The 22,432-nt window shown below is 44.5% G+C and carries 25 protein-coding genes and 1 riboswitch; of the genes, 15 read left to right on the forward strand and 10 right to left on the reverse strand.

Annotated elements, in window-relative coordinates; all coding sequences use genetic code 11:
* Positions 1-65 precede the first annotated feature (65 nt).
* A complete protein-coding gene (locus AC2EXB_RS10775) occupies positions 66-659 on the forward strand; it encodes a DedA family protein (protein WP_483601366.1) in 594 nt (197 codons plus the stop codon).
* A 180-nt stretch (positions 660-839) separates the two neighbouring features.
* Positions 840-1,517, forward strand: a complete 678-nt coding sequence (locus tag AC2EXB_RS10780) for a YoaK family protein (RefSeq protein WP_483601367.1) — start codon at positions 840-842, stop codon at positions 1,515-1,517.
* 39 nt (positions 1,518-1,556) lie between these two features.
* Here the strand turns inward: AC2EXB_RS10780 and AC2EXB_RS10785 are convergent, their stop codons facing one another.
* Entirely contained in the window at positions 1,557-2,216 is a 660-nt protein-coding gene (locus AC2EXB_RS10785) for a helix-turn-helix domain-containing protein (protein WP_483601368.1), read from the reverse strand.
* Between the two features lie 161 nt (positions 2,217-2,377).
* Between AC2EXB_RS10785 and AC2EXB_RS10790 the strand changes: the two genes are divergently transcribed.
* The 3 genes from AC2EXB_RS10790 (at position 2,378) to AC2EXB_RS10800 (ending at position 4,253) form a co-directional block, all read left to right on the forward strand.
* The gene (locus tag AC2EXB_RS10790; protein WP_483601370.1) at positions 2,378-3,313 is read left to right on the forward strand and encodes an LCP family protein; all 936 of its coding nucleotides are present in this window, start codon (positions 2,378-2,380) and stop codon (positions 3,311-3,313) included.
* Between the two features lie 49 nt (positions 3,314-3,362).
* Positions 3,363-3,650 (forward strand): hypothetical protein, encoded by a 288-nt coding sequence (locus tag AC2EXB_RS10795; protein WP_483601372.1) that lies wholly within the window; start codon positions 3,363-3,365, stop codon positions 3,648-3,650.
* Between the two features lie 132 nt (positions 3,651-3,782).
* The gene (locus AC2EXB_RS10800) at positions 3,783-4,253 is read left to right on the forward strand and encodes a DUF948 domain-containing protein (RefSeq protein WP_483601374.1); all 471 of its coding nucleotides are present in this window, start codon (positions 3,783-3,785) and stop codon (positions 4,251-4,253) included.
* Between the two features lie 210 nt (positions 4,254-4,463).
* On the opposite strand, the gene AC2EXB_RS10805 is transcribed toward AC2EXB_RS10800, so the two are convergent.
* Positions 4,464-4,787: an IDEAL domain-containing protein gene (locus tag AC2EXB_RS10805; protein ID WP_483601376.1), complete on the reverse strand. Its 324-nt coding sequence runs from the start codon at positions 4,785-4,787 to the stop codon at positions 4,464-4,466.
* Positions 4,788-5,152: 365 nt separating this feature from the next.
* Here AC2EXB_RS10805 and AC2EXB_RS10810 point away from each other — a divergent pair, with 365 nt between their 5' ends.
* The 5 genes from AC2EXB_RS10810 to AC2EXB_RS10830 all read left to right on the forward strand — a co-directional run bounded on the left by AC2EXB_RS10810 (position 5,153) and on the right by AC2EXB_RS10830 (position 9,963).
* Entirely contained in the window at positions 5,153-5,854 is a 702-nt protein-coding gene (locus AC2EXB_RS10810) for a DNA alkylation repair protein (RefSeq protein ID WP_483601377.1), read from the forward strand.
* Positions 5,855-6,017: 163 nt separating this feature from the next.
* Positions 6,018-6,746: a Bax inhibitor-1/YccA family protein gene (locus tag AC2EXB_RS10815; protein ID WP_483601379.1), complete on the forward strand. Its 729-nt coding sequence runs from the start codon at positions 6,018-6,020 to the stop codon at positions 6,744-6,746.
* A gap of 151 nt (positions 6,747-6,897) precedes the next feature.
* Entirely contained in the window at positions 6,898-8,058 is a 1,161-nt protein-coding gene (locus AC2EXB_RS10820; RefSeq protein WP_483601380.1) for a Gfo/Idh/MocA family protein, read from the forward strand.
* 34 nt (positions 8,059-8,092) lie between these two features.
* Positions 8,093-8,836: a ThuA domain-containing protein gene (locus AC2EXB_RS10825; protein ID WP_483601382.1), complete on the forward strand. Its 744-nt coding sequence runs from the start codon at positions 8,093-8,095 to the stop codon at positions 8,834-8,836.
* Between the two features lie 17 nt (positions 8,837-8,853).
* On the forward strand, positions 8,854-9,963 hold the full coding sequence (locus tag AC2EXB_RS10830; RefSeq protein ID WP_483601384.1) for a Gfo/Idh/MocA family protein: 1,110 nt from the start codon (positions 8,854-8,856) through the stop codon (positions 9,961-9,963).
* A 151-nt stretch (positions 9,964-10,114) separates the two neighbouring features.
* Here AC2EXB_RS10830 and AC2EXB_RS10835 read toward each other — a convergent pair whose 3' ends face one another.
* From AC2EXB_RS10835 to AC2EXB_RS10845, 3 genes are all read right to left on the reverse strand, one after another.
* Positions 10,115-11,098 carry a beta-ketoacyl-ACP synthase 3 gene (locus tag AC2EXB_RS10835; protein WP_483601386.1) on the reverse strand — a complete coding sequence of 328 codons (984 nt, stop codon included), beginning with the start codon at positions 11,096-11,098 and terminating at the stop codon, positions 10,115-10,117.
* A 168-nt stretch (positions 11,099-11,266) separates the two neighbouring features.
* Positions 11,267-12,037 carry a DUF4240 domain-containing protein gene (locus tag AC2EXB_RS10840; RefSeq protein WP_483601387.1) on the reverse strand — a complete coding sequence of 257 codons (771 nt, stop codon included), beginning with the start codon at positions 12,035-12,037 and terminating at the stop codon, positions 11,267-11,269.
* 145 nt (positions 12,038-12,182) lie between these two features.
* The gene (locus AC2EXB_RS10845; RefSeq protein WP_483601388.1) at positions 12,183-13,475 is read right to left on the reverse strand and encodes a M48 family metallopeptidase; all 1,293 of its coding nucleotides are present in this window, start codon (positions 13,473-13,475) and stop codon (positions 12,183-12,185) included.
* 181 nt (positions 13,476-13,656) lie between these two features.
* Positions 13,657-13,762: riboswitch (TPP riboswitch) on the forward strand.
* 89 nt (positions 13,763-13,851) lie between these two features.
* On the opposite strand from AC2EXB_RS10845, the gene AC2EXB_RS10850 reads away from it, so the two are divergent.
* From AC2EXB_RS10850 to AC2EXB_RS10865, 4 genes are read left to right on the forward strand one after another with little or no spacing between them, the layout of a single operon-like run.
* A complete protein-coding gene (locus tag AC2EXB_RS10850; protein WP_235196332.1) occupies positions 13,852-14,442 on the forward strand; it encodes a YkoF family thiamine/hydroxymethylpyrimidine-binding protein in 591 nt (196 codons plus the stop codon).
* A gap of 1 nt (position 14,443) precedes the next feature.
* Positions 14,444-15,025, forward strand: a complete 582-nt coding sequence (locus tag AC2EXB_RS10855) for an ECF transporter S component (RefSeq protein ID WP_483601390.1) — start codon at positions 14,444-14,446, stop codon at positions 15,023-15,025.
* On the forward strand, positions 15,012-16,448 hold the full coding sequence (locus AC2EXB_RS10860; protein ID WP_483601391.1) for an ABC transporter ATP-binding protein: 1,437 nt from the start codon (positions 15,012-15,014) through the stop codon (positions 16,446-16,448). The genes AC2EXB_RS10855 and AC2EXB_RS10860 overlap by 14 nt, the downstream gene beginning before the upstream one ends.
* A complete protein-coding gene (locus tag AC2EXB_RS10865; protein ID WP_483601392.1) occupies positions 16,429-17,181 on the forward strand; it encodes an energy-coupling factor transporter transmembrane component T family protein in 753 nt (250 codons plus the stop codon). Before AC2EXB_RS10860 ends, AC2EXB_RS10865 begins: the two co-directional genes overlap by 20 nt.
* Positions 17,182-17,389: 208 nt before the next feature.
* On the opposite strand, the gene AC2EXB_RS10870 is transcribed toward AC2EXB_RS10865, so the two are convergent.
* The 4 genes from AC2EXB_RS10870 to AC2EXB_RS10885 all read right to left on the reverse strand — a co-directional run bounded on the left by AC2EXB_RS10870 (position 17,390) and on the right by AC2EXB_RS10885 (position 20,954).
* Entirely contained in the window at positions 17,390-18,214 is an 825-nt protein-coding gene (locus AC2EXB_RS10870; protein WP_483601394.1) for a GNAT family N-acetyltransferase, read from the reverse strand.
* A 66-nt stretch (positions 18,215-18,280) separates the two neighbouring features.
* The gene (locus tag AC2EXB_RS10875) at positions 18,281-18,697 is read right to left on the reverse strand and encodes a sporulation protein (RefSeq protein ID WP_483601395.1); all 417 of its coding nucleotides are present in this window, start codon (positions 18,695-18,697) and stop codon (positions 18,281-18,283) included.
* Between the two features lie 61 nt (positions 18,698-18,758).
* Positions 18,759-19,946, reverse strand: coding sequence for an AI-2E family transporter (locus tag AC2EXB_RS10880; protein ID WP_483601397.1), 1,188 nt, complete (start codon positions 19,944-19,946; stop codon positions 18,759-18,761).
* 60 nt (positions 19,947-20,006) lie between these two features.
* Entirely contained in the window at positions 20,007-20,954 is a 948-nt protein-coding gene (locus AC2EXB_RS10885) for an LCP family protein (protein ID WP_483601398.1), read from the reverse strand.
* A gap of 181 nt (positions 20,955-21,135) precedes the next feature.
* Here AC2EXB_RS10885 and msrA point away from each other — a divergent pair, with 181 nt between their 5' ends.
* Positions 21,136-21,672: a peptide-methionine (S)-S-oxide reductase MsrA gene (msrA, locus tag AC2EXB_RS10890; RefSeq protein ID WP_483601400.1), complete on the forward strand. Its 537-nt coding sequence runs from the start codon at positions 21,136-21,138 to the stop codon at positions 21,670-21,672.
* Positions 21,673-21,730: 58 nt separating this feature from the next.
* Here the strand turns inward: msrA and AC2EXB_RS10895 are convergent, their stop codons facing one another.
* Entirely contained in the window at positions 21,731-22,426 is a 696-nt protein-coding gene (locus AC2EXB_RS10895) for a YjjG family noncanonical pyrimidine nucleotidase (protein WP_483601402.1), read from the reverse strand.
* Positions 22,427-22,432 lie beyond the last annotated feature (6 nt).

Genomic DNA, 22,432 nt, shown 5'->3' on the forward strand with positions numbered 1-22,432 from the left:
CCGTTTCTTTACAGTATGGTATACTTTTTATTTCGTGGACCGTGAACATTAATGGAGGTTGTATGATGGAAGTTTTGATTTTACAGATGATGGAGGCGCTTAAAAGTTTGTCCTATTTCGGGATCATGCTGGCGCTGACGTTTGAATTTGTTCCTGCCGAGCTTGTGCTTCCCCTGGCAGGCTATTGGGTATATGAAGGTGATCTTGTTTTATATGGCGCGATTTTAGCCGGTTCAATCGGTGGAGTTCTTGGGCCATTGACCTTATATGCACTTGGACGCTACGGTGGACGCCCGATGGTCATTAAGTACGGGAAGTATTTTCTGGTTAAGGAAGAGCATATTGATAAATCCGACCGCTTTTTCGAGAAATACGGTGCCGGTGTCGCCTTTTTAGGAAGGTTCATCCCTGGAGTCCGTACTGCCGTTTCCATTCCATGCGGCATGGCCAAAATGAATGTATGGAAATTCATTTTCTTTACTTATATCGCAATGCTTCCGGTGACAACCATCTATGTGTACTTAGGCTATCGCCTTGGACCTCAATGGGCTATGGCGGGTGAGTTGTTCGGCCAATACGCCAATTACTTATTGATTCCAATTGCTCTTGTGGTGATTTGGTTCGTGTTGAAGCAGCGGCGTAAAGTAAGATCCATTTAAATAAGTGATGCTAAAGAAGCCAACAGACATGTCTGATGGCTTCTTTAATTTCCAATAAATACAACTTAAATTCGCCTCGACTCCACACCTTTTTCGCTTTCCTTTCGGCATTAATTTATGCCATACTTCAATTGGCTTTTGCAGATTTTTTAAGCAGTTAGCAGAAAGGGATTTCAGCCAATGAAAAATTCACAAAAAAAATATGCAGTTTCCACCACGATTCTCACCATCATTGTCTGTTTCTTGATGGGTTTTATTGATGCCTATACGTTCTTAGTGCAGGACGAAGTATTTGCCAGTGCCCAGACAGGAAATTTTGTCAGTATGGGGGTCAAGCTCTTCTCGGGTGAATGGCGCGATGCTTTAGGGCACATTTGGGTAATAGCTGGATTTGCAGCCGGAGCACTTGCTGGAGAAGCGATGCTTGACCGATATAAAGAGAAAGGGTTTGCTAAATACCGCTATTTTCTTTTATTCCAATCGGGCCTTCTGCTTTTGCTCGCGATTTTCGAGAAGCTGGCGGATGATTTGGTCATCTTAGTTTCCCTGGGTCTGCTTGCCGGCTATGTCCTAACAACTTTTCGGAACGTCAACCAAACAACGGTTAATAATGGGATCATGACCGGAAATCTGAAGAATTTGATGGGCTATTTTTATCAAATGCTTTTTCAGAAAGATAAAGAAGCCAAGCTGCATCTTATCAATTTGGCAACTACCATCCTTATTTTCGTACTTGGTGTCGGGACTGGCACCCTTACTATTTTACTTGATGCGAACTATCATCTATGGGGTGCTTTCTTCCTTTCATTTACCGCTTTTCTTTGGACGACGTTCTCTCCTGCCCTATCAAAAGCATAAAAAAGCCATCAATGCTGATGGCTTTTTCAAGTGGATCTTTTATCCGATTTTTGATTCCAGGCGGCTATTGGCCAATTGTATGGCCAGGCAGTCATCCAAATAGCCAATGGCAAAGAGGTAATCGTGCAGGAGATCGAGCGGCATGATGAAATACAGCAAGGCGCCTCCCATGATGGCAAGCTCTTTTTTGCTGCCGCTCGCTTGTTCATAGCTATTCTGCCATTTTTTTAATAGCAAAAGGTGGCGTCCAGCATTCCCGAAATGCTTCACTTTCGAGCTGAAGGATGCTTTTACCATTTCATGGCCCTCTTCCGTTTCAGCAAATAAAGCGCAATGATCCAGTTCGGCCGAGATCCGGTCAATCGTGATGCTGTCATCCTGCATTTTGGCCAGTTCCAGCATATGCTGCATTTCATCCATCTCCGGTTTATGCCCCATTTTTTTCTGAACGTTTCGTTTAACGTCTTTCGGCATTTTCCCAGTCATCTCTTCAGCAGCGATTAAATCAGAAAGCGGCGTCTCTAATACTTGGGCAAAAACTTTTAAGTGGTCGAGTGTCGGCTTTCTTTTGCCATTCAGAATCCGAGAAATTGTCGCTTTGTCAACGCCAGTCAAATCAGCAAAATACCTTAATGTATAATTTCGCTCCGCCCATTTTTTTTGCAAGAATCCACCAATTCCATTTTTCAATTCTGTCATAAGCGACCTCCTTTTCACATTTATAGCGCCTGTTGTCTTGGTATCTCTACTTTAGGCAATCGTTGATGTATTGTCAAACAAGGTATTAGTTGACAATTTGTCAACAGAACTCTAAACTCTTTGGAGACTGCGCGTTTTCTAAGAAACGATGAGGTGATGGAATGAAACGAGCAATACTACGAAAAAGCCGAAGAAAAAAAGTGACCATTACGCTGTTTGGCATTTTAACCGCTAGTTTAGCGATTGCCTGCGTCACAGCTTACAGCCAGTTTAATCCGAAGAAAACAGAAACTGCTGGTACAGCCCCATACATAAACAATGGATCTGAAAGTATGGACGAAGAAATTGCGGACATCGATATGAAGAGCTTCAACATCCTCTTGATCGGAAGTGATCGAAGAAAAGAGGAATACGGGTTATCAGATGCATTAATGATTTTAAATTACCAGCCAGAATCCAAAGAAATTAAACTGGCCTCAATTATGCGTGATACATATGTACACATTCCTGAATATGGGATGCAGAAAATCAACGCTGCCCATGCATTTGGCGGGCCTGAATTGGCCAGTGAAACAGTCGAAGAAAACTTTGGCATCAAAACTGACTTCTATGCAGCAGTTGATTTCAATGGTTTCCCGAAATTATTGGATCTCGTAATCCCTAGTGGAATTGAAATTGATATTCCATATGAAATGTCCTTTGGCATCGGCATGACGCTAGAGCCAGGAAAGCAGATTTTAAATGGCGATCAATTATTAGGATATGTCCGTTTCAGGCATGACAAAAATAGCGATTACGGACGCGTTGAACGGCAGCAAGAAGTCATATCTGCTGTGAAAGAACAAGGAGTCGAATTTAAGACTTTACTCAATTTACGTAAAATTATTGAAACTGCTGATACCTTTATTGATACGGATATCGATAAAAAATTGTTGCTCAGCATCGGAAAATCGCTGATCCAAACCGGGACAGGCGAAATGGAAACACTGCGCATCCCGGCTCCTGATACATTTACTGAGGAACGAAAAAATATCGGTGAAGTGCTCGTGTTGGATTTAGAAGCCAATCAAGAAGTGTTAGAGGAATTTTTCAATTAAGTTTCTACCTTCAAGAATATTTATCTTATGATCTGAAAGGAGTTTTCGGATGAAAAACTGGGAGCATATGGAATGGACCGAAAGCATTGACCATGGAATGACTGAAAATGGATTCCCCTTCTACCAAGTTGGAATCACTGGCTGGAATGGCAATGTGGCCTCTTCTGACAAAGAACAGCTGATACTGATCCGGACTGTAAAAAATAATTTATCGATAACAACACATGTCCATTACGTTCACCCGGATGCCCGTTATAATCTACAGGCACGGAAATTGGCGAAAGAAATCAAATTCTATTTAGAAGACTCTTTTCGGGACGGTTTTTCCACTACATAAATCCTGTTACTTGAAAATCTTCCCTTCACTTCCGCCTATACCGATCAATCAAGGCAAAGAGCCGAGGTTAGTCATGGACCTCTAACGGGTATAGCACATCAAAGACATTTATCGATTTGAGGAGGAAAAAGAATGGATTCTACAATTTGGCTTTATGTAGCACTGGGAATCGTCGTACTTGGCATTATCATTGCAGGAATCGGAGTGTTCTTGATGATCAAAGGGATTAAAGAACCGATGAAAGAAATCAAAGGCTCTGCGAATAACCTAAAAGAGCGCATGGACAATCTGAAACTTGAAACGACGAGCCTGCAGCACCATGCCAATGAAATCAAAGAGGACGTCCAAGTGAAGTCTGAAAAAATTACGTTATTCATTGACGCAGCAAAAGGTACGAAAAATTCTGTAGTTGATTTGAACTCATCTGTACGCGCGATAACGACTGATATCGCTCACCACGTTGACAATGACCGCTATCAGCAAAAGCAAGTCGAACAATGGAGCAACACCGCTGTAACGATGTTGGCGATGGCACAAGAGAAACAGCTTCCTAAGCATAAATTGGAAGAACATGCAGATCCGGTCTATGAATTTGAAAACTAAACATGGAAAGTCAGAACTAGCGGCCACACTGGCCGCTTTTCTTTTTGCATAAAAAAGAGTTGTCCAAAAGCAATTTGGAACAACTTCTTTTCGATGAAGAGACAAGAGCAATCGTTTCCCTTTCAGTTTTATCATAAATAAAGGGCTGCCCAATAAGTCTTTAACCGACTTAATGGATAGCCCTTCCTACCTTCTATTAAAATTAACGGATTAATTGACCGCTTGTTTTTTCTCGTTCAACTGGCTGGAAAGATCTTGGAACCATTCTTTATCATCAGTAGCGAGTGCGAGGTCGATCAAGAATTCCAATTCCGCCACTTCTTTTGTTACTGTAGCCGGAATGCTTTCGACTATTTGAATGGGCATGGCAATTGTCATGCCGATAATTGCCTCGTTATCGCTCTCTACAACTGTAACGTTCACCGCTTCTTTAAGGACATTCATGGAATCGATATAGCCGATAATCAATTCTCCGTGGCGGGACTTCCCTTTAACCCAATCACTCGTCTTTAGAATCATCTTGTTCGCTTCCATATTTATGCACCTACTTTATCTTATTTTTATCTCTATATGTGAATCTCTGGCTTACTGTCCTTGTTTCCCTAATGCTTCCGTTGCAAACCACTTCACCGATACTAACTTAAAATATCCCGGTTGCTGATTTTAATTTTACTCCTCCTTCAGTATCCGCACAATTTATATGCCTCGAATTCGAGATAAGCAAACTTCACTTATCATTGTTTTCGAATGCCCCATTGATACTGACTGGACTTGTACTAAAAGAGGGAAAATCATGATAAACTAACGAATATACGTTCCGACATTTCAGTATTGCCTCCTTATAAACTGATAGGTTCAAATTGAATTCATTATTGCATCAAGGAAAGGAAGAGATAGAGATGGATCGAGATACAGTACTGCAAGAACTTGAAACACTCGGCACGGAACGCACGAAAAACACTTACCTCAGAAACGGTGCACGCGAACCGCTATTCGGCGTCGCCACTGGCGCAATGAAGCCGCTGGCGAAGAAAATCAAGAAAGACCAAGCTTTGGCAGATGAACTTTATGCTACCGGCAACTATGATGCCATGTATTTTGCGGGCGTTATCTCAGATATGAAAACACAGGAAGAGTTTGAACGCTGGATAGAAGGTGCCTATATCTACATGCTTTCCGATTATGTCGTAGCTGTTTCCTTGGCGGAAGCACCATTTGCACAGGAACTCGCGGATAAATGGATTGCGAGCGGCGAGGAATTGAAGATGTCTGCCGGATGGAGCTGTTACTGCTGGCTGCTTGGAAGATGGCCTGACAGTGAGTTCGACAAAAACAAACTTTCGGCGATGCTGGACCAAGTGAAAGAACAGATCCACGAAGCGCCTGACCGGACAAAAGTCTCCATGAACAGTTTTATCTCGACCATCGCCATTTCTTTTGAACCGCTTCATGAGAAAGCAATGGAAACGGCTGCAGCAGTCGGCCCTGTAGAAATCCGAAAAGGCGAGAAAAAAAGTGGCACTTTGCTTGCTTCAGAAACCATCCAAAAAGCTTTGGACCGGGGCCAACTTGGATTCAAACGAAAATATTTGCGATGCTGATTACACAGCTTGCCCCCATCACCTGCCTGGTATAGTGATGGGGCTTCTCTTTTTGAAAGAGCCGTCTCTGAATGATATGGATAAAAACGAGTTTTCATTAACAGGCTTCAGCTATAAAAAGATATAATGAAATCTGATTGAAATAATAGACGGGGTGATGAATATGAGAAGCGGCAATCCAAGTTTACGAGACGACAAATTTATCAGATCAAGTGCAAGTGGCCGTTTGATGACCATCCAAGGGACGGTCAATAAAACATTCATCCTCCTGCTTTTAGTGTTGGCTACATGCATCTATTCCTGGAATCAATTTCTCAATGACCCAGGCAGTGTAACTCCGTTAATCCTTATCGGCGCAATTGGCGGATTTATCGTTGCCTTGATTACGATTTTCGTTCCCAAAATTTCGCCGATTACAGCACCGGTCTATGCGCTTTTGGAAGGCTTGTTTATCGGGGCCATTTCCGCTCAGTACCAAGTGCAATTTGGCGGCATCGTGTTCCAAGCTGTTTTATTGACCATTGGTGTCTTACTGAGTTTATTGCTCGCCTATAAATCGGGCTTGATCAAAGTCACAGAGAACTTTAGGCTCGGGGTCTTTGCGGCAACCGGCGCAGTCTTTGTCGTTTATCTGATTTCCTTCATCGGCAGCTTTTTCGGCTTTCAAATTCCTTATCTGCATGAAGCAAGTCCGATCGGCATAGCCATTAGTGTAGTGATCGTCATCATCGCAGCTTTAAACCTCGTATTGGATTTTGACTACATCGAAAACGCAGCTGCAAAACGCGTCCCGAAATACTTCGAATGGTACGGTGCCTTTGGCTTGCTCGTGACACTGATCTGGCTCTATCTTGAAATTCTTCGCTTATTATCAAAAATTCGGAGTCGATGAAAAAACGCCCATGGGGCGTTTTTTTATCTTCTCTTCCAAAACACACATGATAATTTCTCTTTAATTGGGTTTAAATTTGACAGAATATTAACTATTCAGGAAAATGAAATTGTGTTTGTTTATCAATTGGACAAAGATTGGAGATGATTATATGGATCAGTTGAATATTGGAATGGTCGGCTATAAATTTATGGGAAAAGCTCACAGCAATGCTTATCGTGCATTGCCGATGTTCTTTCCTGACCGCCTCCCCATTGCGATGCAAGTAATATGCGGACGAAATGAGGAAGCAGTGGCAGCAGCGGCGGCCCAATTCGGTTGGGCGGAATTTAGCACTGACTGGAAAACGATTGTTTCCCGGGATGATATTGACATCATCGACATCAATGCACCAAGCAATGCCCATAAAGAAATAGCGGTCGCAGCAGCTGGTGCTGGCAAACATCTATATTGTGAGAAACCGCTTGCCCTTTCTTTGGCAGATTCACGCGACATGCTTGAAGCCGCGGAAAGTGCTGGCGTGAAGCATATGGTCGGCTTTAACTACCGGTTTGCCCCTGCAGTGGTTCTGGCTAAAAAATTGATCGAAGAAGGCCGCTTAGGCGATATCTACCATTTCAGGGGATGGTTTTTGCAAGACTGGCTGGTCGATCCGGACTTCCCCCTTGCCTGGCGTCTTCAGCAGGAAATAGCCGGTTCAGGTGCGCATGGCGATTTAGGTGCACATCTAATTGATATGGCGCATTATCTCATCGGCAGCATGAAAGAAGTTATCGGAATGAGCGAAACCTTCATCAAAGAACGGCCGCTTCCGGGTGAATCAGGCGGTTTATCTGCGACAAGTGGAGCCACGACAGAAACAGGACCGGTAACGGTTGATGATGCAACTTTATTTATGGCTCGTTTTGAGAACGGTGCACTTGGCAGTTTTGAAGCGACTCGATTTGCTTCCGGCCATCGCAGCACCAATTCATTTGAAATCAACGGTTCCAAAGGCAGCGTCATTTTCGACTTTGAACGCATGAATGAGCTGCAGGTCTATTTCACTGACGACCAAGAAGATGTCCAAGGATTCCGCCGTGTGCTCGCAACAGATTCAGCCCATGCCTATTCAGGCGTGTGGTGGCCGACTGGGCATCCGATCGGATATGAGCACACCTTTACACATGCTTTCGTTGAATTCCTGGATGCCATTCAAGAAGATCGGCAGCCTTCCCCGAATTTCAATGACGGGGTCAAATGCCAGCAAGTGCTCGAAGCTGTTGAACAATCGATAAAAGAAAGAAGATGGATTGACGTAGCAAGTCTTTAAAATAGGAATACAATCGGTTAGGAGTGAAGCATCTATGAAGAAAAAAGCGTTGATTGTGCAAGGCGGCTGGGATGGCCATGAACCGGAGCAGGTGGCGAATATCTATAAAGAACTGCTCCTATCGGAAGGTTTTGAAGTCGAGATTTCCGATTCCCTTGATGCCTATGCAGATGCCGAAAAATTGAAAGCGCTTAACTTGATCGTGCCGCATTGGACGATGGGAGAAATGGATCCCCAATATGTGCGCAATGTTTCAGAAGCGGTCATTAACGGGGTTGGGCTTGCAGGAAGCCATGGCGGTATGTGCGACTCTTTCCGGAAAAACGTAGATTGGCAATTTATGACCGGCGGCAATTGGGTTGCCCATCCCGGAAACGATGGCATTGAGTATATGGTCAATATAAAGCAATCCTCGAGCCCCATTCTAGAAGGCCTCGACGATTTCAAAGTCGTCAGCGAACAATACTACCTTCATGTCGACCCGGCTGTTGAAGTGCTGGCCACAACCCGTTTTCCAGTAGCCGATGGTCCGCATGCATTAAATAAAGCCGTAGATATGCCAGTCGTTTGGACGAAGCGTTGGGGACTCGGACGCGTATTCTACAGTTCGCTTGGACATGCAGTAAATATTGTCGCGATGCCCGAAGTTTCGTTAATTATGAAAAGAGGATTTTTATGGGCTGCAGAAGGAAAAGAACTTTACGGAAATCCAAACAACCAAAACCGAGCTGTTTTTGAAAACGCCCAAGTTTATACCGGTATGGGCGATAGCCAATGACCTCAGGAGGAAAAGGCATGAAACCATTTACGATCGGCATTATTGGCTGCGGGTACATAAGCTCCATTTACATGGAAAATATCCCGCAATACAACCATTTAGCATTAACAGCTTGTGCAGACTTGGATTTAGAGCGAGCTCAATCCCAAGCCGACCAATTTGGCATTCCTAAAGCATGCAGCGTGGAGGAATTACTGGATGATCCCGAAATTGACCTGGTCATCAATTTAACATTGCCAAAAGTCCACGCAGAAGTATCGCTTCAAATTTTGGAAGCCGGCAAACATGTGTATGTCGAAAAGCCATTGGCGATCCAGCTCGAGGATGCTAAACGCGTTTTAGAAAAAGCCGATGAAAAAGGATTGGTTGTCGGAAGCGCTCCTGATACTTTTTTAGGAGCTGGTATTCAAACCGCTCTTCAGCTGATTGAAAAAGGAGAAATTGGCGTACCCATTGGCGCGTCGGCATTTGTCATCGGACGAGGCCATGAACATTGGCATCCGAATCCCGCCTTCTATTATGAAAAAGGCGGCGGTCCTTTATTTGATATGGGCCCTTATTACCTGACCGCTTTGATTGCATTGCTTGGGCCGGTAGAGCGAATTGCCGGATCCGCCCGCATCAGTTATCCCGAACGGACCGTGTCAAGTGAACCGAATGCCGGTCAGAAAATCACCGTTTCCACGGAAACACATATTGCCGGAACAATCGATTTTGCCTCCGGTGCGATTGCTACGCTCACCTCGAGCTTTGATGCTTTTGGCGGCTCTTCCCTGCCGCCCATTGAAATCTACGGCAGCGAAGGAACCTTGCTCTTACCGGATCCAAATACATTTGGCGGACCGGTCCGGATACGGAAAAAAGGGGATGAAACTTTTTCCGACATTCCGCTAATTTCAGATTTTCAGGGAAATGAACGCGGACTCGGTGTAGCGGACATGGCGCACGCCATCTTGAATGGAGAGAAACACCGTGCTAGCGGACAGCTTGCGCAGCATGTGCTTGAAGCGATGCACGGTTTCCTGATTTCTTCGCGGGAAGTCGTTTATTACCGAATGGAGAGCAGTTGTGAGAAACCTGAAGCTTTATCCGTTAATGGCCAAGTATTTAACCAAGCAACTTCTTAAAGAAGGCAAATTGATGATTATTGGCTTCCGCTAAAAAGCTGTTCTTCATGAATGGTTCTGGAATTCTTAATCTTTTAAAATGCTGTTTGGTAGATTTAACACAAAAGGAGTTGTCCCAAAAGTAAATGGGGACAACTCCTTTTTATTTCCCTTAGATCGACCAATTGATTAACATCCCCGCATGTGTCAATCCCCCGCCGAAACCATATAACAACAAGTTATCACCCGCCTTGATCTTTCCTTCCTGCACCCCTTTGTCCAGTGATAGCGGAATGGATGCCGCAGACGTGTTTCCAAAATACTCCAAACTGTAAATGGTCCGTTCAAGCGGCAAATCATTTCTGCTGCAGATGGACTCAATGATCCGGAGGTTGGCACTGTGCGGGACAAACCAATCCACCTTCTCTTTTTCAAAATCGGCTTTATCCATCAAGGCCTTCATTCCTTTCGGTACGGTGTTGACTGCCCATTTATAGACTTCGCGTCCATTTTGCGTGACAAATCCATTGACCGCTAATTCGTTGCCGAACATTTGCGTTGAAAGATCTGTACAGTAGAGGTTATGGGCTAATTGTCCATCCGTACCGGAATGTGAAGCGATGAAGCTCGGCAAACTTTCGTCGTATTCAACAAGAACCGCTCCCCCACCGTCTCCAAACAAAATACAAGTGGAACGGTCGCTGTAGTCCAGAATTTTAGAGAAGGTTTCTGCACCAATAACCAAAATCTTTTTGTTCATGCCGGCTGTTATTAAACCGTTCGCGACCTGCATTCCATAGGTGAATCCGGAGCATGCTGCATTCAAATCAATGGCACCCGTATTCAGGATGCCAAGCTTCGCCTGCACCAAGGCAGATACGCTCGGCGTCTTAAAGTCCGGTGTCATCGTACAAACAATGATCATGTCGACATCCTCCAGCGTTTTATCAAAACGCTCCCTTAAATTTTCAGCAGCTTTTATGCAGATGTCACTTGTGAATTCACGTTCATCCGCGATTCGGCGTTCTTTAATGCCCGTCCGTTGGACGATCCATTCATCATTGGTATCAATCATTTCTTCCAAGTCATGGTTAGTCAATATTTTTTCAGGCACATAGGAACCGATGGCTGTAATTCTGGCTTTAGAAATAATCAATAATCTCATCCCTTCAAGTTGCTTACGCCTAATTCTATCATCAACTATTAGTAATAGGTACTAATTTTACTGAATAAAAAACGCCTAAGATGAATTTGATAAGTTTTCAACTTAGGCTCGACTCTAATTGATTAATATTTTCATGCAGGAATCCCGTATGCTTATTTATTAGCCTAAAGGATTTTCTCCGTACTTTGCCCATAACTTCGGAAACTTGCGGCTCAAGGTTGCTTCGTCATCTTCATCCCAGTCAAACTCGATTTCCGGAGTCGGACCTTCATCTCCCGCTAAGGAATTGTATATATTGAGAAATTCTTCTTGCTCAAGCCCAGTCTTTTCTTCAAAGGCGATCGTCGCACACGACAGTAAATCTTCGAATTCAGGCACCTCTTCTTCATCTAAATAAGGCATGATGCTTTCTGGATCCGCTATTGCTTGTTCATAAACTTCTTTCCCAGCGAACACGAGCCATGCCCGAAAATAATCGAAGGAATCGTCTGAACATCCGCCCATGATGATGTAAGCTGCAGCCCACAAATCGGACGTATACGATTTTTGATAAACACGGTTAAATTGAATATCAAAATGGACGATTTCATTGATGGATTTTCTCGCTAGCTGTTCAATGAGCCACTCGAGCTGTTCTTCCATGAAATCGCCTTTTTGATGAGCGGCATCGATTAACTGCCAGAACCCTGCCTCAGTCATCTGCCTGGCTTGGCCAATATTCTCTTCCTGTTCCCTGTAGCCTTTTTTCAGCTTTGACTGAATCAGTTTATTCGCTTCTAGCAGGCAATGTTCTTCTGAAGAAAACTCTTTCGTATTGATGGAGCCTTGCGTTCCGATTTTTCCGTAAGAGACGATAAACATATTTCCCTGCACTTTGATCTTCCAAAACTTGTTTGAATAAGCGGTGATGCAGACGAGTGATTTTTCCATGGAATTCTCCTATCGTTCCTTATATAATCTGAATGATATTAACCCATATTATCATGTTTTGTCAGAAGGCCATCGTGCTAAAATAAAAAAATCCGCCAAGAATTGGCGGATTTGAACTTATTTCTTTTAATTTAATTTCGTCCCATTAAAATCCAGTTTCCAAATACTCGACAAATTCCGCCTCGGATGACGCTTCTGCATAATCCATGGCTGACATCCCATCCGGGCCCTCAAGCTCCGGATCAGCGCCATAATCTAAAAGCAATAAAGCCGTATCGTATTCACCATAATAGACGGCATTCCCGATGGCGGTGTCATAATCATCCATGGAATTAACGTTTGCTCCATTTTCAATTAAGTATGCAGCCATTTCGTTATCACCATTAAAAACTGCATACATTAAAGCGGAACTTCCATCAGCATCGACTGCATGAATATCTTCTCCATTAGCTACAGCTTCTTCAGCACCTGCTAAATCGCCCTCAGCTGCGGCAACAATCAATGGCGTCTGCCCATCAATCGAAAAATCCTCCTCAGCATAAAGCGCATCGTCAAACCCATTTAGAAATTGGGAGTAGACGAGTGTTCCACCGGCAAAAAGCGCAATGCTAATGAAATAAACAGCTGTTATGCCCACAAAAATCAGTGTTGCCCCAATGGCAATTCTTCCCGTATTCTGTGTGTAGATAGGGGCATCGTTTCCTTCAAACTGCTGGATTGCCTGAATGCGTTTTGGCAGGAGCGGATGGGACGAAAGCACTTCGCTGAGCCAGACGATGCCGTTCGATTCGGATGAAATCTGTTCGCGGTAAGCTTCTTCATTGACTTCGCTATACATTTTCTTGCCGATGCCGAGAAGCGTCAATGCGCGTTTTGCAGCCGCAGCGTTTTGGATCGTGAAAGCTGCATGGCGGTCGCAAGTGTATTCGCATGAACGGCTGTAGGCCTGGCTCAAGAAAGGAATAAACCCTGCCGGCACAATCAAAAGATTCTTCCAGACATGGCGTCGTTTCACATGTGCCAGTTCGTGGGCGATGATGAAGTCGAGTTCTTCTTGGCCCTGCTCACATGCCAGTTCAAACACTTCTGAATATAAGACGACCATGTCGCGGCCGAAAAAACGGGTCGCAAAGGCGTTCAATGCACCCTCCGACTGAATGACAAAAACTTCTGGAACTTTTTTGAGTTCCATTTCTTTTGAAAGAATTTGCACTCGTTCGTAGACATCCGGAAATTGGCGTTCGTGGATCCGCACGCCGTTTCCGCGTATGGATCCTAACATCATGGCGTTGGCAAAAAGCATAAAAGCAAAAATGATAAGGGCGATGGCAATGCCGACGACAGAAATGATGGCGAATACATAAATGATGATACTGAAAATCAAGCTAGTGATGAAATAGATGGTTTCTCTGTTCGACTGAATTGCAGATTTGTCCAATGATCCTCTTCCCTTCAATATGGAATAACTTACATATAATAGCACATGGAGTCAGAAAGAAATACTTGAATTCAAAGTATTTGAATCCTGCCTTATGTTATTTAGGTGCTTTACTTCCTTATCCATATCCGCTACACTGAACTCAACCGGGCAAACCCGGCCCACAAAAACCGCATACCGTTTACTGCACTAGGGGTGCCCATTATGGCTGAGATGCAAGCGCAAGCTTCAATCCCTTATAACTCGATCAGGTTAGGACCTGCGTGAGGAAGTGCGGCGCATTTCTGAAATGATTCCTTTTGAAATTATTTGTAGATTATGGCTGCATCTTCGCGGATGCGGCTTTTTTTGTGCACATTTTTAGGAGGAATTCAATATGGAACCATTGCAATGCGGCACTAGCCCGATTGTCGGATTTCGCTTTTCGCTTCATCCGATGACCGGCGATTTCATTAAAATCATCAAAGGGGCACTGAATGAAACAGACACTTCGAATGTCTGGATGCATACAGACGACGTCTCTACGGTGATTCGCGGAAAACAGAATCATGTCTTCAACGTCGCAAAAGCACTAGCTTTGCATGCGGCAAAAACCGGTGAACATGTCGCGCTTTCGGGCACTTTTTCCATCGGCTGCCCCGGCGACTCGGCGGGAGATGTGTATTTGGAAAAATCGGATGAATTGTTGAACACAGATACCACCAAGCAATATGTCTCTTCTCAATTTGCGCTATATCCAATGAACAACCCGGATTATATGGCGGTTATTTACCGTGAAGTGGACCGTGCAAAAGAACAAGGTGTCTTTAATGATTCGATGCATTACGCAAGCGGCATTCATGGCGATATTCATGAGGTCTTTGCCTTTTATGAAGAAGCATTTACAAATGCCCGTTCAGAAGAGCATCGCCATCTCGTCATGACGGTATCGATGAGCATCAATAGCCCATCACACGGAGGCAAATAAAATGCTGACATCGTGGAAATTAAAAGAAGTCGTGTTAATGTCTTTATTTGCGGTTGTCTTCGGCATCGTTTATTTGGTATTTGTCCACGTTTCGAACATTTGGGCGGCTGTAATCGGTCCGCTCGCCTATGAATGGATGTTCGGGATCTGGTTTATCGTTTCGATCATTTGCATGAACATCATCCGAAAACCAGGAGCCGCGGTGTTATCGGAATCGATGGCTGCAGCGATTGAAGTGCTGCTTGGGAACGCGGTCGGCCCCCGCCTCCTATTGTCTGGCATTGTACAAGGCCTAGGCGCAGAAGCGGCTTTTGCCATAACTGGCTACAAGCATTTCAATGTTGCTGTGCTGATGCTTGCCGGCGCCGGTTCCGCCGTCTTCAGTTTTGTATACGGCTATTTCATTTCAGGCTATGCAGCACTCGACCCTTCTTTTGTCGCTTTGATGTTTACCTTGCGTGTGCTCAGCGGCATGATTATTGCTGGGATCGGCGGGAAATTCATTTCGGATGGCCTGCTTGCGACGGGTTCGCTTCGCGGCTACGCCATTTCTCGTTCGAAGAAAAGTGATGCCCGTGCATGAAGCCGTTTTTTCACTTAGACAGATTGGCTTCCGTTTTCCAGACGACGAACAGCCGACCTTGTCTGCTATTTCCTTTGATATCCATAACGGAGAACGCGTTGTCATTTCAGGGCCAAGCGGCTGCGGGAAAAGTACGCTTCTTTACCTCTTGAATCGCTTATACCCGCTTAATTGCGATGGAGAGCTCACAGGCAGCATCCGGCTTTTCGGGAAAGATGCTGAGTCGTATGCGCCGGGTGAAATCAACCGCCGGGTCGCGACCGTCTTCCAGGATCCCGATTCCCAGTTTTGCATGCCGACGGTTGAAGAAGAACTGGCTTTTACTCTGGAGAATTTGCATGTTCCCCGTGAGAAAATGAACGCAAAAATCACAGCAGTTTTAGAGCTGACTGGTTTGTCAGCCTTACGCCATGAAGTGATTCAATCCCTATCAGGCGGTATGAAGCAGCGGATTGCAGCTGCTTGTGCGTTGGTCATGGAACCTGAAGTGCTGTTATTGGACGAACCGATCTCGCATTTGGATCCTGTAACTGCGAAAGAGTTTATCCACTGGCTAGACCATTTGCAGCAAGACTTGAATTTGACAATTGTTGCCGTAGAGCACCGGCTCGACTTATGGGATTCTTTTTTCAGCCGGGAAATCCAATTGGATCCCTCTGGCTGTTTTATCAGCGACAAAATAGCCAGTGTCCGTTCTCCAGTTTCATTGCCTGAACGGATTTCGTCAATGGGTTCAGAAACCGTTCTAAAGGCTGAAGGAATTGCAGTAAAGGCCAATGGGAAAGAACTCTTGTCCGGTCTATCATTTACTGCCCATAAAGGTGAAATCATGGTCGTTGCCGGGCCAAATGGCAGTGGGAAATCTTCGTTATTAAAGGCATTATGCGGAATATACCCGCTTAATGCCGGGAGCATCCAATCACCTGGAGTCGGATTTGTGCCGCAGTCTCCTGAGTATTTATTCTTAGAAAAAACCGTAGCGAAAGAACTGGCGTTTTCTGGCATTTCAACTCCAGACGAATTGGAAGATTTGATGGACCGGCTGCGCTTGAAGGAAATCCAATACGACCATCCGTTTTCAGTCAGTCATGGCCAAAAACGCCGGGTCGCAACTGGTGCGATGCTTGCCGACCGGCGCACGGTTGTTTTGATGGATGAACCGACTTCAGGCCAGGACGCAGCTGCGCTTCTAGAGTTGCATCGACTGATTGCTGAACGGTCAGACGAAGGCGCCACGTTCTTAATCGTCACGCACGATATGGAATTTGCAGCAAGTCTCGCCGATTCCCTCCTGCTGTTAAAAGACGGGAAAATGACCGGAAAATACCCTACCCATGAAGTTTGGAAAAATACGGATTTGCTCGCTGAACACCATTTGCTTCCGCCGAAAGGAGTTGTACAGTTTGCAAAATCTTTTGCATGACATGAACCCTTCGCTGAAATTTGTTCTGGTGACCCTTTCGATGTTCGCCATCGCTTTTTTCTTCAACCCATGGACTCCGTTCTTTTTCTGGATCGGCGTTCTGCTTATGCAAGTTTTCATGAGCAAAGTGAACTGGAAAACCTGGTCTTTGTTTATGCTCCCTTTTGCTTTAGGTGCATTCGGCTATTTATGGACGGCCATCGTTTTTGCTGCTGATACAAGCGGCGAAGTCATCTGGTCATACTTAGGATTTCAAGTGACTGCTGATCAATTGGAAACTGCGCTGTCGCTCGCTTTTCGTGTGATGGCCTTCTCTACTTTATCGCTGATGTTTGCTTTTACGACCGATCCTGTGAAATTCATCATGAGTTTGATGCAGCAGATGAAGCTGTCGCCCAAACTTGCGTATGGCGTTCTGGTTGGCTATCAATTCCTTCCGGTAATGAAAAATGAATTCACCCAAATCCAGCAAGCTCATCGACTCCGCGGTGCTGAAGTCGAAAAAAATGCCTTGCGTCGTTTGCTTGGCATGCGGAAAGTCTTGATTCCGATGCTTGCCGGAGCTGTCCGCAATGCAGAGCGTTCCGCTTTCGCGATGGAAGCCCGTGGATTTACAGGCGAAGCAAGATCAGAATATTTCCAGGTGATTAAACTCCAAAAAGTGGATGCAGCTATGACGGCTATTTTTATTCTTCTGCTCATTATCAGTTGCTCTGCCGGGTTTTGGTTTTAATTCTGTTGAGGGCTTCTTTATTGAAGCTCTCTTTTTCTTGTTGCGGGTTTTGTTTTTAAATAAAATCCTTATGTAGTTTATTACAAGTGATTTTGGAAAGCCATTTTTCGAATAGAATTGGAAAACTTTGATGACTCTTTGCTATTTGTTGTTTATTTAGTTGAATTCCTTATGTAATTTTCTACATTTGCACTCAAAAACCCGCCCATTATATTAATGGCGGGCTTTTGAGTACGGCTCGCTGGTACATCAGTGAAAAGCCGTTCTTTTCCATATTGCGTGCTGATGAATTTCCCGGTTTGGTCGTCACCGTGATAAATTGACAGCCCGCCGCTTTTGCGAACCGGATGCGTTCTTCAATTAAGCGATTTTGGTACCCTTTTCCCCTGTATGGTTTAATGGTGGCGGTTAAAAACAGCTCTGCGAGGTTCGCCTTGATGGCGACAGTGGCTCCCGCTACGTTCTCAGCCCCTTCTTTTAATAGAAAAGCTGTATTGCCTGGCACTTCCCAAAATGCGCGGACCGACTCCATTGCTTCTTCTGTAACTGTATGGTCCTGTGAAATGCCAAGGGCTACCGTCCATGCCCAATCGTAAGAATGATAATCGTCCACTTTTAGGATTTCTGAAGTTGAATTTTGATCAAACCGCGCGGTTTCTTTCCAATTTGCCGTGTCCAATACCCAAACAGACAGAAAATGATCGAAGGTATAGCCCTTATTCTGCAACAAGTGAATAAAAGCTTCATCGCTAAAAGGAGTAATTTCCAAGTGTAGATGTGCCGCTACATTTCGAGCGACAAGTTCCGCTTCCACGGATTCAAGATCCGGTCGTTGAACAGGTTCACCTAAACCGAAACCGAGGCCGTAGCAATAATCCGGTGTGTAAAAAACAACCCCTTTTCCTTCGGCAGACAGATAATTCCCATTATAGAAGGAGGTATTTTGCCTTTGGATCTCCATATACTGTTTTGTTCCGTCAATTTTCAATTCTTCTATCGCTTTTGCCAGGTGTAAATCATTAACGGCTGCCATACACAATCTCTCCAATCAAAAAGGCACTTGAATTGTTGAAACAATTCAAGTGCTCGTTTTAGTTTGCTATTCTTGCAGCCCATAAGTGATTTCATCTTCGTCTTGGGCATTGACGCCGTTCTTGATATGGACAACCGTCCGCAAGATCAATTTCGATTTCGGCGTATCCAGAATCCAACGCTCGTCCGGAACAATTTCAAATTGCTGCATGACGGTTTCTTTCGACTTTACAGACCCTGCAAATTCCAAGGTCTGCTTGGCGACAGTTTTTTCAATGATATCAAAATCGCTGTCTTCCCGGTAATCTTCAATCTGTTTCAATACATTCAGTTCAATAAAGTCGATGTCCTGATCACTTTCGCCGCCAGTGAAATAGACGGTGCCATTCAAAGTTTCGCCTTCGTCTAGATGCGGCCTTTCAACTACGGTTTCGATTTGCATCGACCCAATGCCGATAGAAGATAAAAATTGTTTGAAATTCATACATGGAAACCCCCAACTCTTAATAATCTTTCTATACCACTGCCGTTAATTTCTCAAACTGTTAATGCAACTCGGTGTAATCGTATTTATTTTCAAGAGCCGGTTCATGGCGATTGTAACGCCGTTTGAACAGTTTATAAAGATGCGATACCAATACACGCACCAAGGCATACATCGGTATCCCTAAAATAACGCCGGCGATGCCGAACAAAGAACCTGCTGTCAGCAAAACAAAAATAATTGTCACCGGGTGGATAAACATTGTTTTGCCCATGACTTGCGGCGATATCAAATTGCCTTCCACCAGCTGGACCACTGTCCAGACGATCGCAAGCTTCACGAGCATGAACGGTGAAGTGACTAATGCGATAATCGCTGCAGGCGTAATGGCGATTGCCGGCCCAAGATACGGAACCACACTCGTGACCATCGCAAGAACCCCGAGCAATAATGCATAATCCATGCCGATAATGAGGAATCCGATATAGATCATGACACCGATGCAGAAGGCTACAATGATTTGGCCTTGGATGTAGGCGCCCAGCTGTTTGTCCGCTTCCGACAGCACTTCACGTGTGTCTTGGCGCAAACGAGGAGGCAATAGCTTCACAAAATACTTCGGGAGCTTTTCTCCGTCTTTCAGAAGGTAAAAAAGAATAAACGGAACAATGACAATGGATAAAATGACGGAAGTAATCGTCGAGATCAATCCTGTTACGCCGGAAATAATGCTCGTTACGGTATTCTGCAGTGTATCTGTAATATTCCCCGGCAAAGTCGCCACCAATTCCTCAATATCAAAGCTCGATCCCATATAATAATCGCCTATGTAAGATGTACGTAAAAAGGCATCCAAATCCGTTAAAAGCTGCATGAAGTAATTCGGAAATTCCATGATCAAGTTTTGGAATTGAGTCTTCAAAAATGGAAATACCAATACGACCAATAAGGTAATGAGCCCGATGAGCCCAAGGAAAATAATCAAAATCCCCCAGATGCGCGGTATTTTAAACCCTTCCAGCAGCCGCAGAATCGGGCGCAGAAGATAATACAGGATCAGCGCCAGCACGACCGGCAGCACGACGGTTTTCATAAAGACGCTTAAAGGGTTGAAAATGAAAGAGACTTCCCGGAAGATAAAAATCACCAATCCGAGAAGTACAAGGGCGATCAAAGTGAAAAGCGTATTCGTTCCACCTAGAAAGCGAATAAAATTCGTCGAAAAAAAAGATTGTTTTTCCGGTTCCATTCCCACTCCTACTTTCTGAAATATTTCTCTATCTATCAGTTTAACATATTGTCAGACTATTCATTTCAGAGTTTGTGATAAAAATTCGGACAAAGCTTGTCTGTTCTTTTCCATATCAAGTTCCAATACAGAACCTGCATGTGAATAAGAACCGTAGCTATAGCCATCTTTTACGGGAATGGTCAGGCGATCCAAATCGCTGCCGCCGTTCAACGCAAGCTGCATCGCTAATTTCACTTGGTCCGTTGAGGGAATGTCGGTCTGGATATAGCCTTGGACCGCTCCTGCAAGTTTCGGGTATTTTGGAATTCCTGACACGCTGATCAATTCTTCTTTCATCGCTGACAGCACTTGCTGCTGGCGGCGCACACGGCCAAAGTCGCCTTCATTATCCGCACGGAAACGGGCATAGCCGAGTAGTTCCTTGCCGTTCAAATTATGTGTGCCTTTCGTTAAGGTAACACCGATTTTTTCGGACATGTCTTTTTCCACTTCGATTTCTACACCATCCGGCGCTGCAATATCAACGAGTTGTTCGAAGTTTTTAAAGTCGATCAATGCATAATGCTGAATTTCAATGCCGAACATGCCGCGAAGTGTATCAGCCAGCAAATCTACCCCGCCTAAATAATAAGCGGTATTCAGCTTATACGACTGGTAGCCCGGAATGTCTGCATAGATGTCACGCATGAACGAAGTCAACTTCACTTCATCGGTCTTTTTATCGTGTGTCATTAGCATCATGGTATCGGTACGCGATTTTTCTTCTCCGCGTGTATCGATGCCCAGCACCAAAACATTCTCAAACTCATTATTTTCCGGATCGCCATTGAATGTTACTGGAATTTGCTCTGTATTTTCAGCTAGCTTGCTGCCGTTTTGAAATTGGATAAACACATAAGCCCCTATCGCTAGAATTGCAATGAATACTAATAGGAGGAGTCCACGGAGGCGGAATCGTTTTTTCTTGCGCCGGCCTCTCCTGGCTTGTTGGCGTTCTTCTTCCATAATCTACACGTTCCTTTCTAAATCGTACCTTACATGAGACGTCTAACCTGTTAAATAGGTTTCTGTTTCATTAGTATAAACATATTTATTGTGCGGAAACAGTGGGAGTGTTAAGATTTTTTCATATTCACTGCTTGGATTTGAAGAAATTCATCCCGATGCAACGAGAGGAGAAAACGATATGACAGAAAAAGCGACATTTGCAGGCGGGTGCTTTTGGTGCATGGTCAAGCCTTTCGACCAGTTCGACGGCATCGAAAGCGTCATTTCCGGATATAGTGGAGGGCATGTAGAAAACCCTACATATGAACAAGTGAAGTCTGGAACTACCGGACATTTAGAAGTTGTTGAAATCACTTTCCAACCCGAGACCTTTTCCTATGAACAGCTGCTTGAGATTTTCTGGCAACAAATCGATCCAACCGACAATGAAGGGCAATTCCAGGACCGGGGTCCGTCCTACCGTCCGGCTATTTTTGTCCACAATGAAAAACAGCGCGAATTGGCTGAAAAGACAAAACGCGAGCTTGATGAAAGCGGCCGATTCAAGAAACCCGTCGTCACAGAAATCCTCGATGCGGTTCCGTTTTATGCGGCTGAAGATTACCACCAAGATTTCTACAAAAAAAATCCCGACCATTATACGGAAGACCGCAAACAATCCGGGCGCGACGAATTCCTGGATGCTGTTTGGGAGCAAGATAAAGTGAATCAGTAAAAAGAAACGAGCTGTTCCTCATCGGAACAGCTCGTTTTCTTATTTCTTCTATATCGTATTAGTTGTTAAGCCCTTTGACGATTTCTTCCACTTCCAATAAAGAATGGACTTCGTAGGTCGGTTTTATCCCGGTTTCATTTTTCTTATGGTATGGGTTAAACCAGCAGGTTGCAATTCCGTAATTATTGCCGCCGCGGATGTCTGAAGAAAGGGAATCTCCGACAATCAATGCTTTTTCTTTCTCCGCCCCTTCCAGTTTTCCAAACGCATAGTCAAAAATGCCAGGATGCGGTTTCTGGAATCCGGTTTCTTCCGAGACGATAATTTGTTCAAAAAGATCGGCAAGCGGTGAGTTTTTAAGCCTCATCTTCTGTACTTCGCCAAATCCGTTAGTGATGATGGCGAGTCGGCAGCCTTCAAGTGATTGGCATAATTCTACCGCGCCTTCAATGAGATGCGTTTCGTTGCCAAGATGCGTTAAATACGATTGGCTGAAAAGCTTCGGATCGACAGTCAATTCGTGGTGTGCAAATAGACGCTGAAACCGCTCGATTCCAAGTTCCGGCAGCGTAAGCGTTCCTTCTTCAAGATCTTTCCATAAGACATTGCTGATTTCCCTATAGCTGGAATGGTAATCTGCGAAGCCAGTCGGGATTTTGTAATCCATAAAAGTATTATGTAAAGCTGCTTTTTCAGTGGCCGGAAAATCGAGCAAGGTATCGTCAATATCAAATAAAACTAATTCATATTTCATCGTCTA

The organism is Planococcus alkaliphilus, assembly GCF_057031095.1.

Coding starts and splice junctions, on each gene's coding strand:
- AC2EXB_RS10785 (WP_483601368.1), bottom strand. CDS start 2,216: ATGACAGAATTGAAAAATGGAATTGGTGGATTCTTGCAAAAAAAATGG.
- AC2EXB_RS10840 (WP_483601387.1), bottom strand. CDS start 12,037: ATGGAAAAATCACTCGTCTGCATCACCGCTTATTCAAACAAGTTTTGG.
- AC2EXB_RS10855 (WP_483601390.1), top strand. CDS start 14,444: ATGCTGACATCGTGGAAATTAAAAGAAGTCGTGTTAATGTCTTTATTT.
- AC2EXB_RS10800 (WP_483601374.1), top strand. CDS start 3,783: ATGGATTCTACAATTTGGCTTTATGTAGCACTGGGAATCGTCGTACTT.
- AC2EXB_RS10805 (WP_483601376.1), bottom strand. CDS start 4,787: ATGGAAGCGAACAAGATGATTCTAAAGACGAGTGATTGGGTTAAAGGG.
- AC2EXB_RS10875 (WP_483601395.1), bottom strand. CDS start 18,697: ATGAATTTCAAACAATTTTTATCTTCTATCGGCATTGGGTCGATGCAA.
- AC2EXB_RS10885 (WP_483601398.1), bottom strand. CDS start 20,954: ATGGAAGAAGAACGCCAACAAGCCAGGAGAGGCCGGCGCAAGAAAAAA.
- AC2EXB_RS10860 (WP_483601391.1), top strand. CDS start 15,012: ATGCCCGTGCATGAAGCCGTTTTTTCACTTAGACAGATTGGCTTCCGT.
- AC2EXB_RS10810 (WP_483601377.1), top strand. CDS start 5,153: ATGGATCGAGATACAGTACTGCAAGAACTTGAAACACTCGGCACGGAA.
- AC2EXB_RS10815 (WP_483601379.1), top strand. CDS start 6,018: ATGAGAAGCGGCAATCCAAGTTTACGAGACGACAAATTTATCAGATCA.
- msrA (WP_483601400.1), top strand. CDS start 21,136: ATGACAGAAAAAGCGACATTTGCAGGCGGGTGCTTTTGGTGCATGGTC.
- AC2EXB_RS10870 (WP_483601394.1), bottom strand. CDS start 18,214: ATGGCAGCCGTTAATGATTTACACCTGGCAAAAGCGATAGAAGAATTG.
- AC2EXB_RS10795 (WP_483601372.1), top strand. CDS start 3,363: ATGAAAAACTGGGAGCATATGGAATGGACCGAAAGCATTGACCATGGA.
- AC2EXB_RS10830 (WP_483601384.1), top strand. CDS start 8,854: ATGAAACCATTTACGATCGGCATTATTGGCTGCGGGTACATAAGCTCC.
- AC2EXB_RS10825 (WP_483601382.1), top strand. CDS start 8,093: ATGAAGAAAAAAGCGTTGATTGTGCAAGGCGGCTGGGATGGCCATGAA.
- AC2EXB_RS10895 (WP_483601402.1), bottom strand. CDS start 22,426: ATGAAATATGAATTAGTTTTATTTGATATTGACGATACCTTGCTCGAT.
- AC2EXB_RS10780 (WP_483601367.1), top strand. CDS start 840: ATGAAAAATTCACAAAAAAAATATGCAGTTTCCACCACGATTCTCACC.
- AC2EXB_RS10775 (WP_483601366.1), top strand. CDS start 66: ATGGAAGTTTTGATTTTACAGATGATGGAGGCGCTTAAAAGTTTGTCC.
- AC2EXB_RS10880 (WP_483601397.1), bottom strand. CDS start 19,946: ATGGAACCGGAAAAACAATCTTTTTTTTCGACGAATTTTATTCGCTTT.
- AC2EXB_RS10820 (WP_483601380.1), top strand. CDS start 6,898: ATGGATCAGTTGAATATTGGAATGGTCGGCTATAAATTTATGGGAAAA.
- AC2EXB_RS10850 (WP_235196332.1), top strand. CDS start 13,852: ATGGAACCATTGCAATGCGGCACTAGCCCGATTGTCGGATTTCGCTTT.
- AC2EXB_RS10790 (WP_483601370.1), top strand. CDS start 2,378: ATGAAACGAGCAATACTACGAAAAAGCCGAAGAAAAAAAGTGACCATT.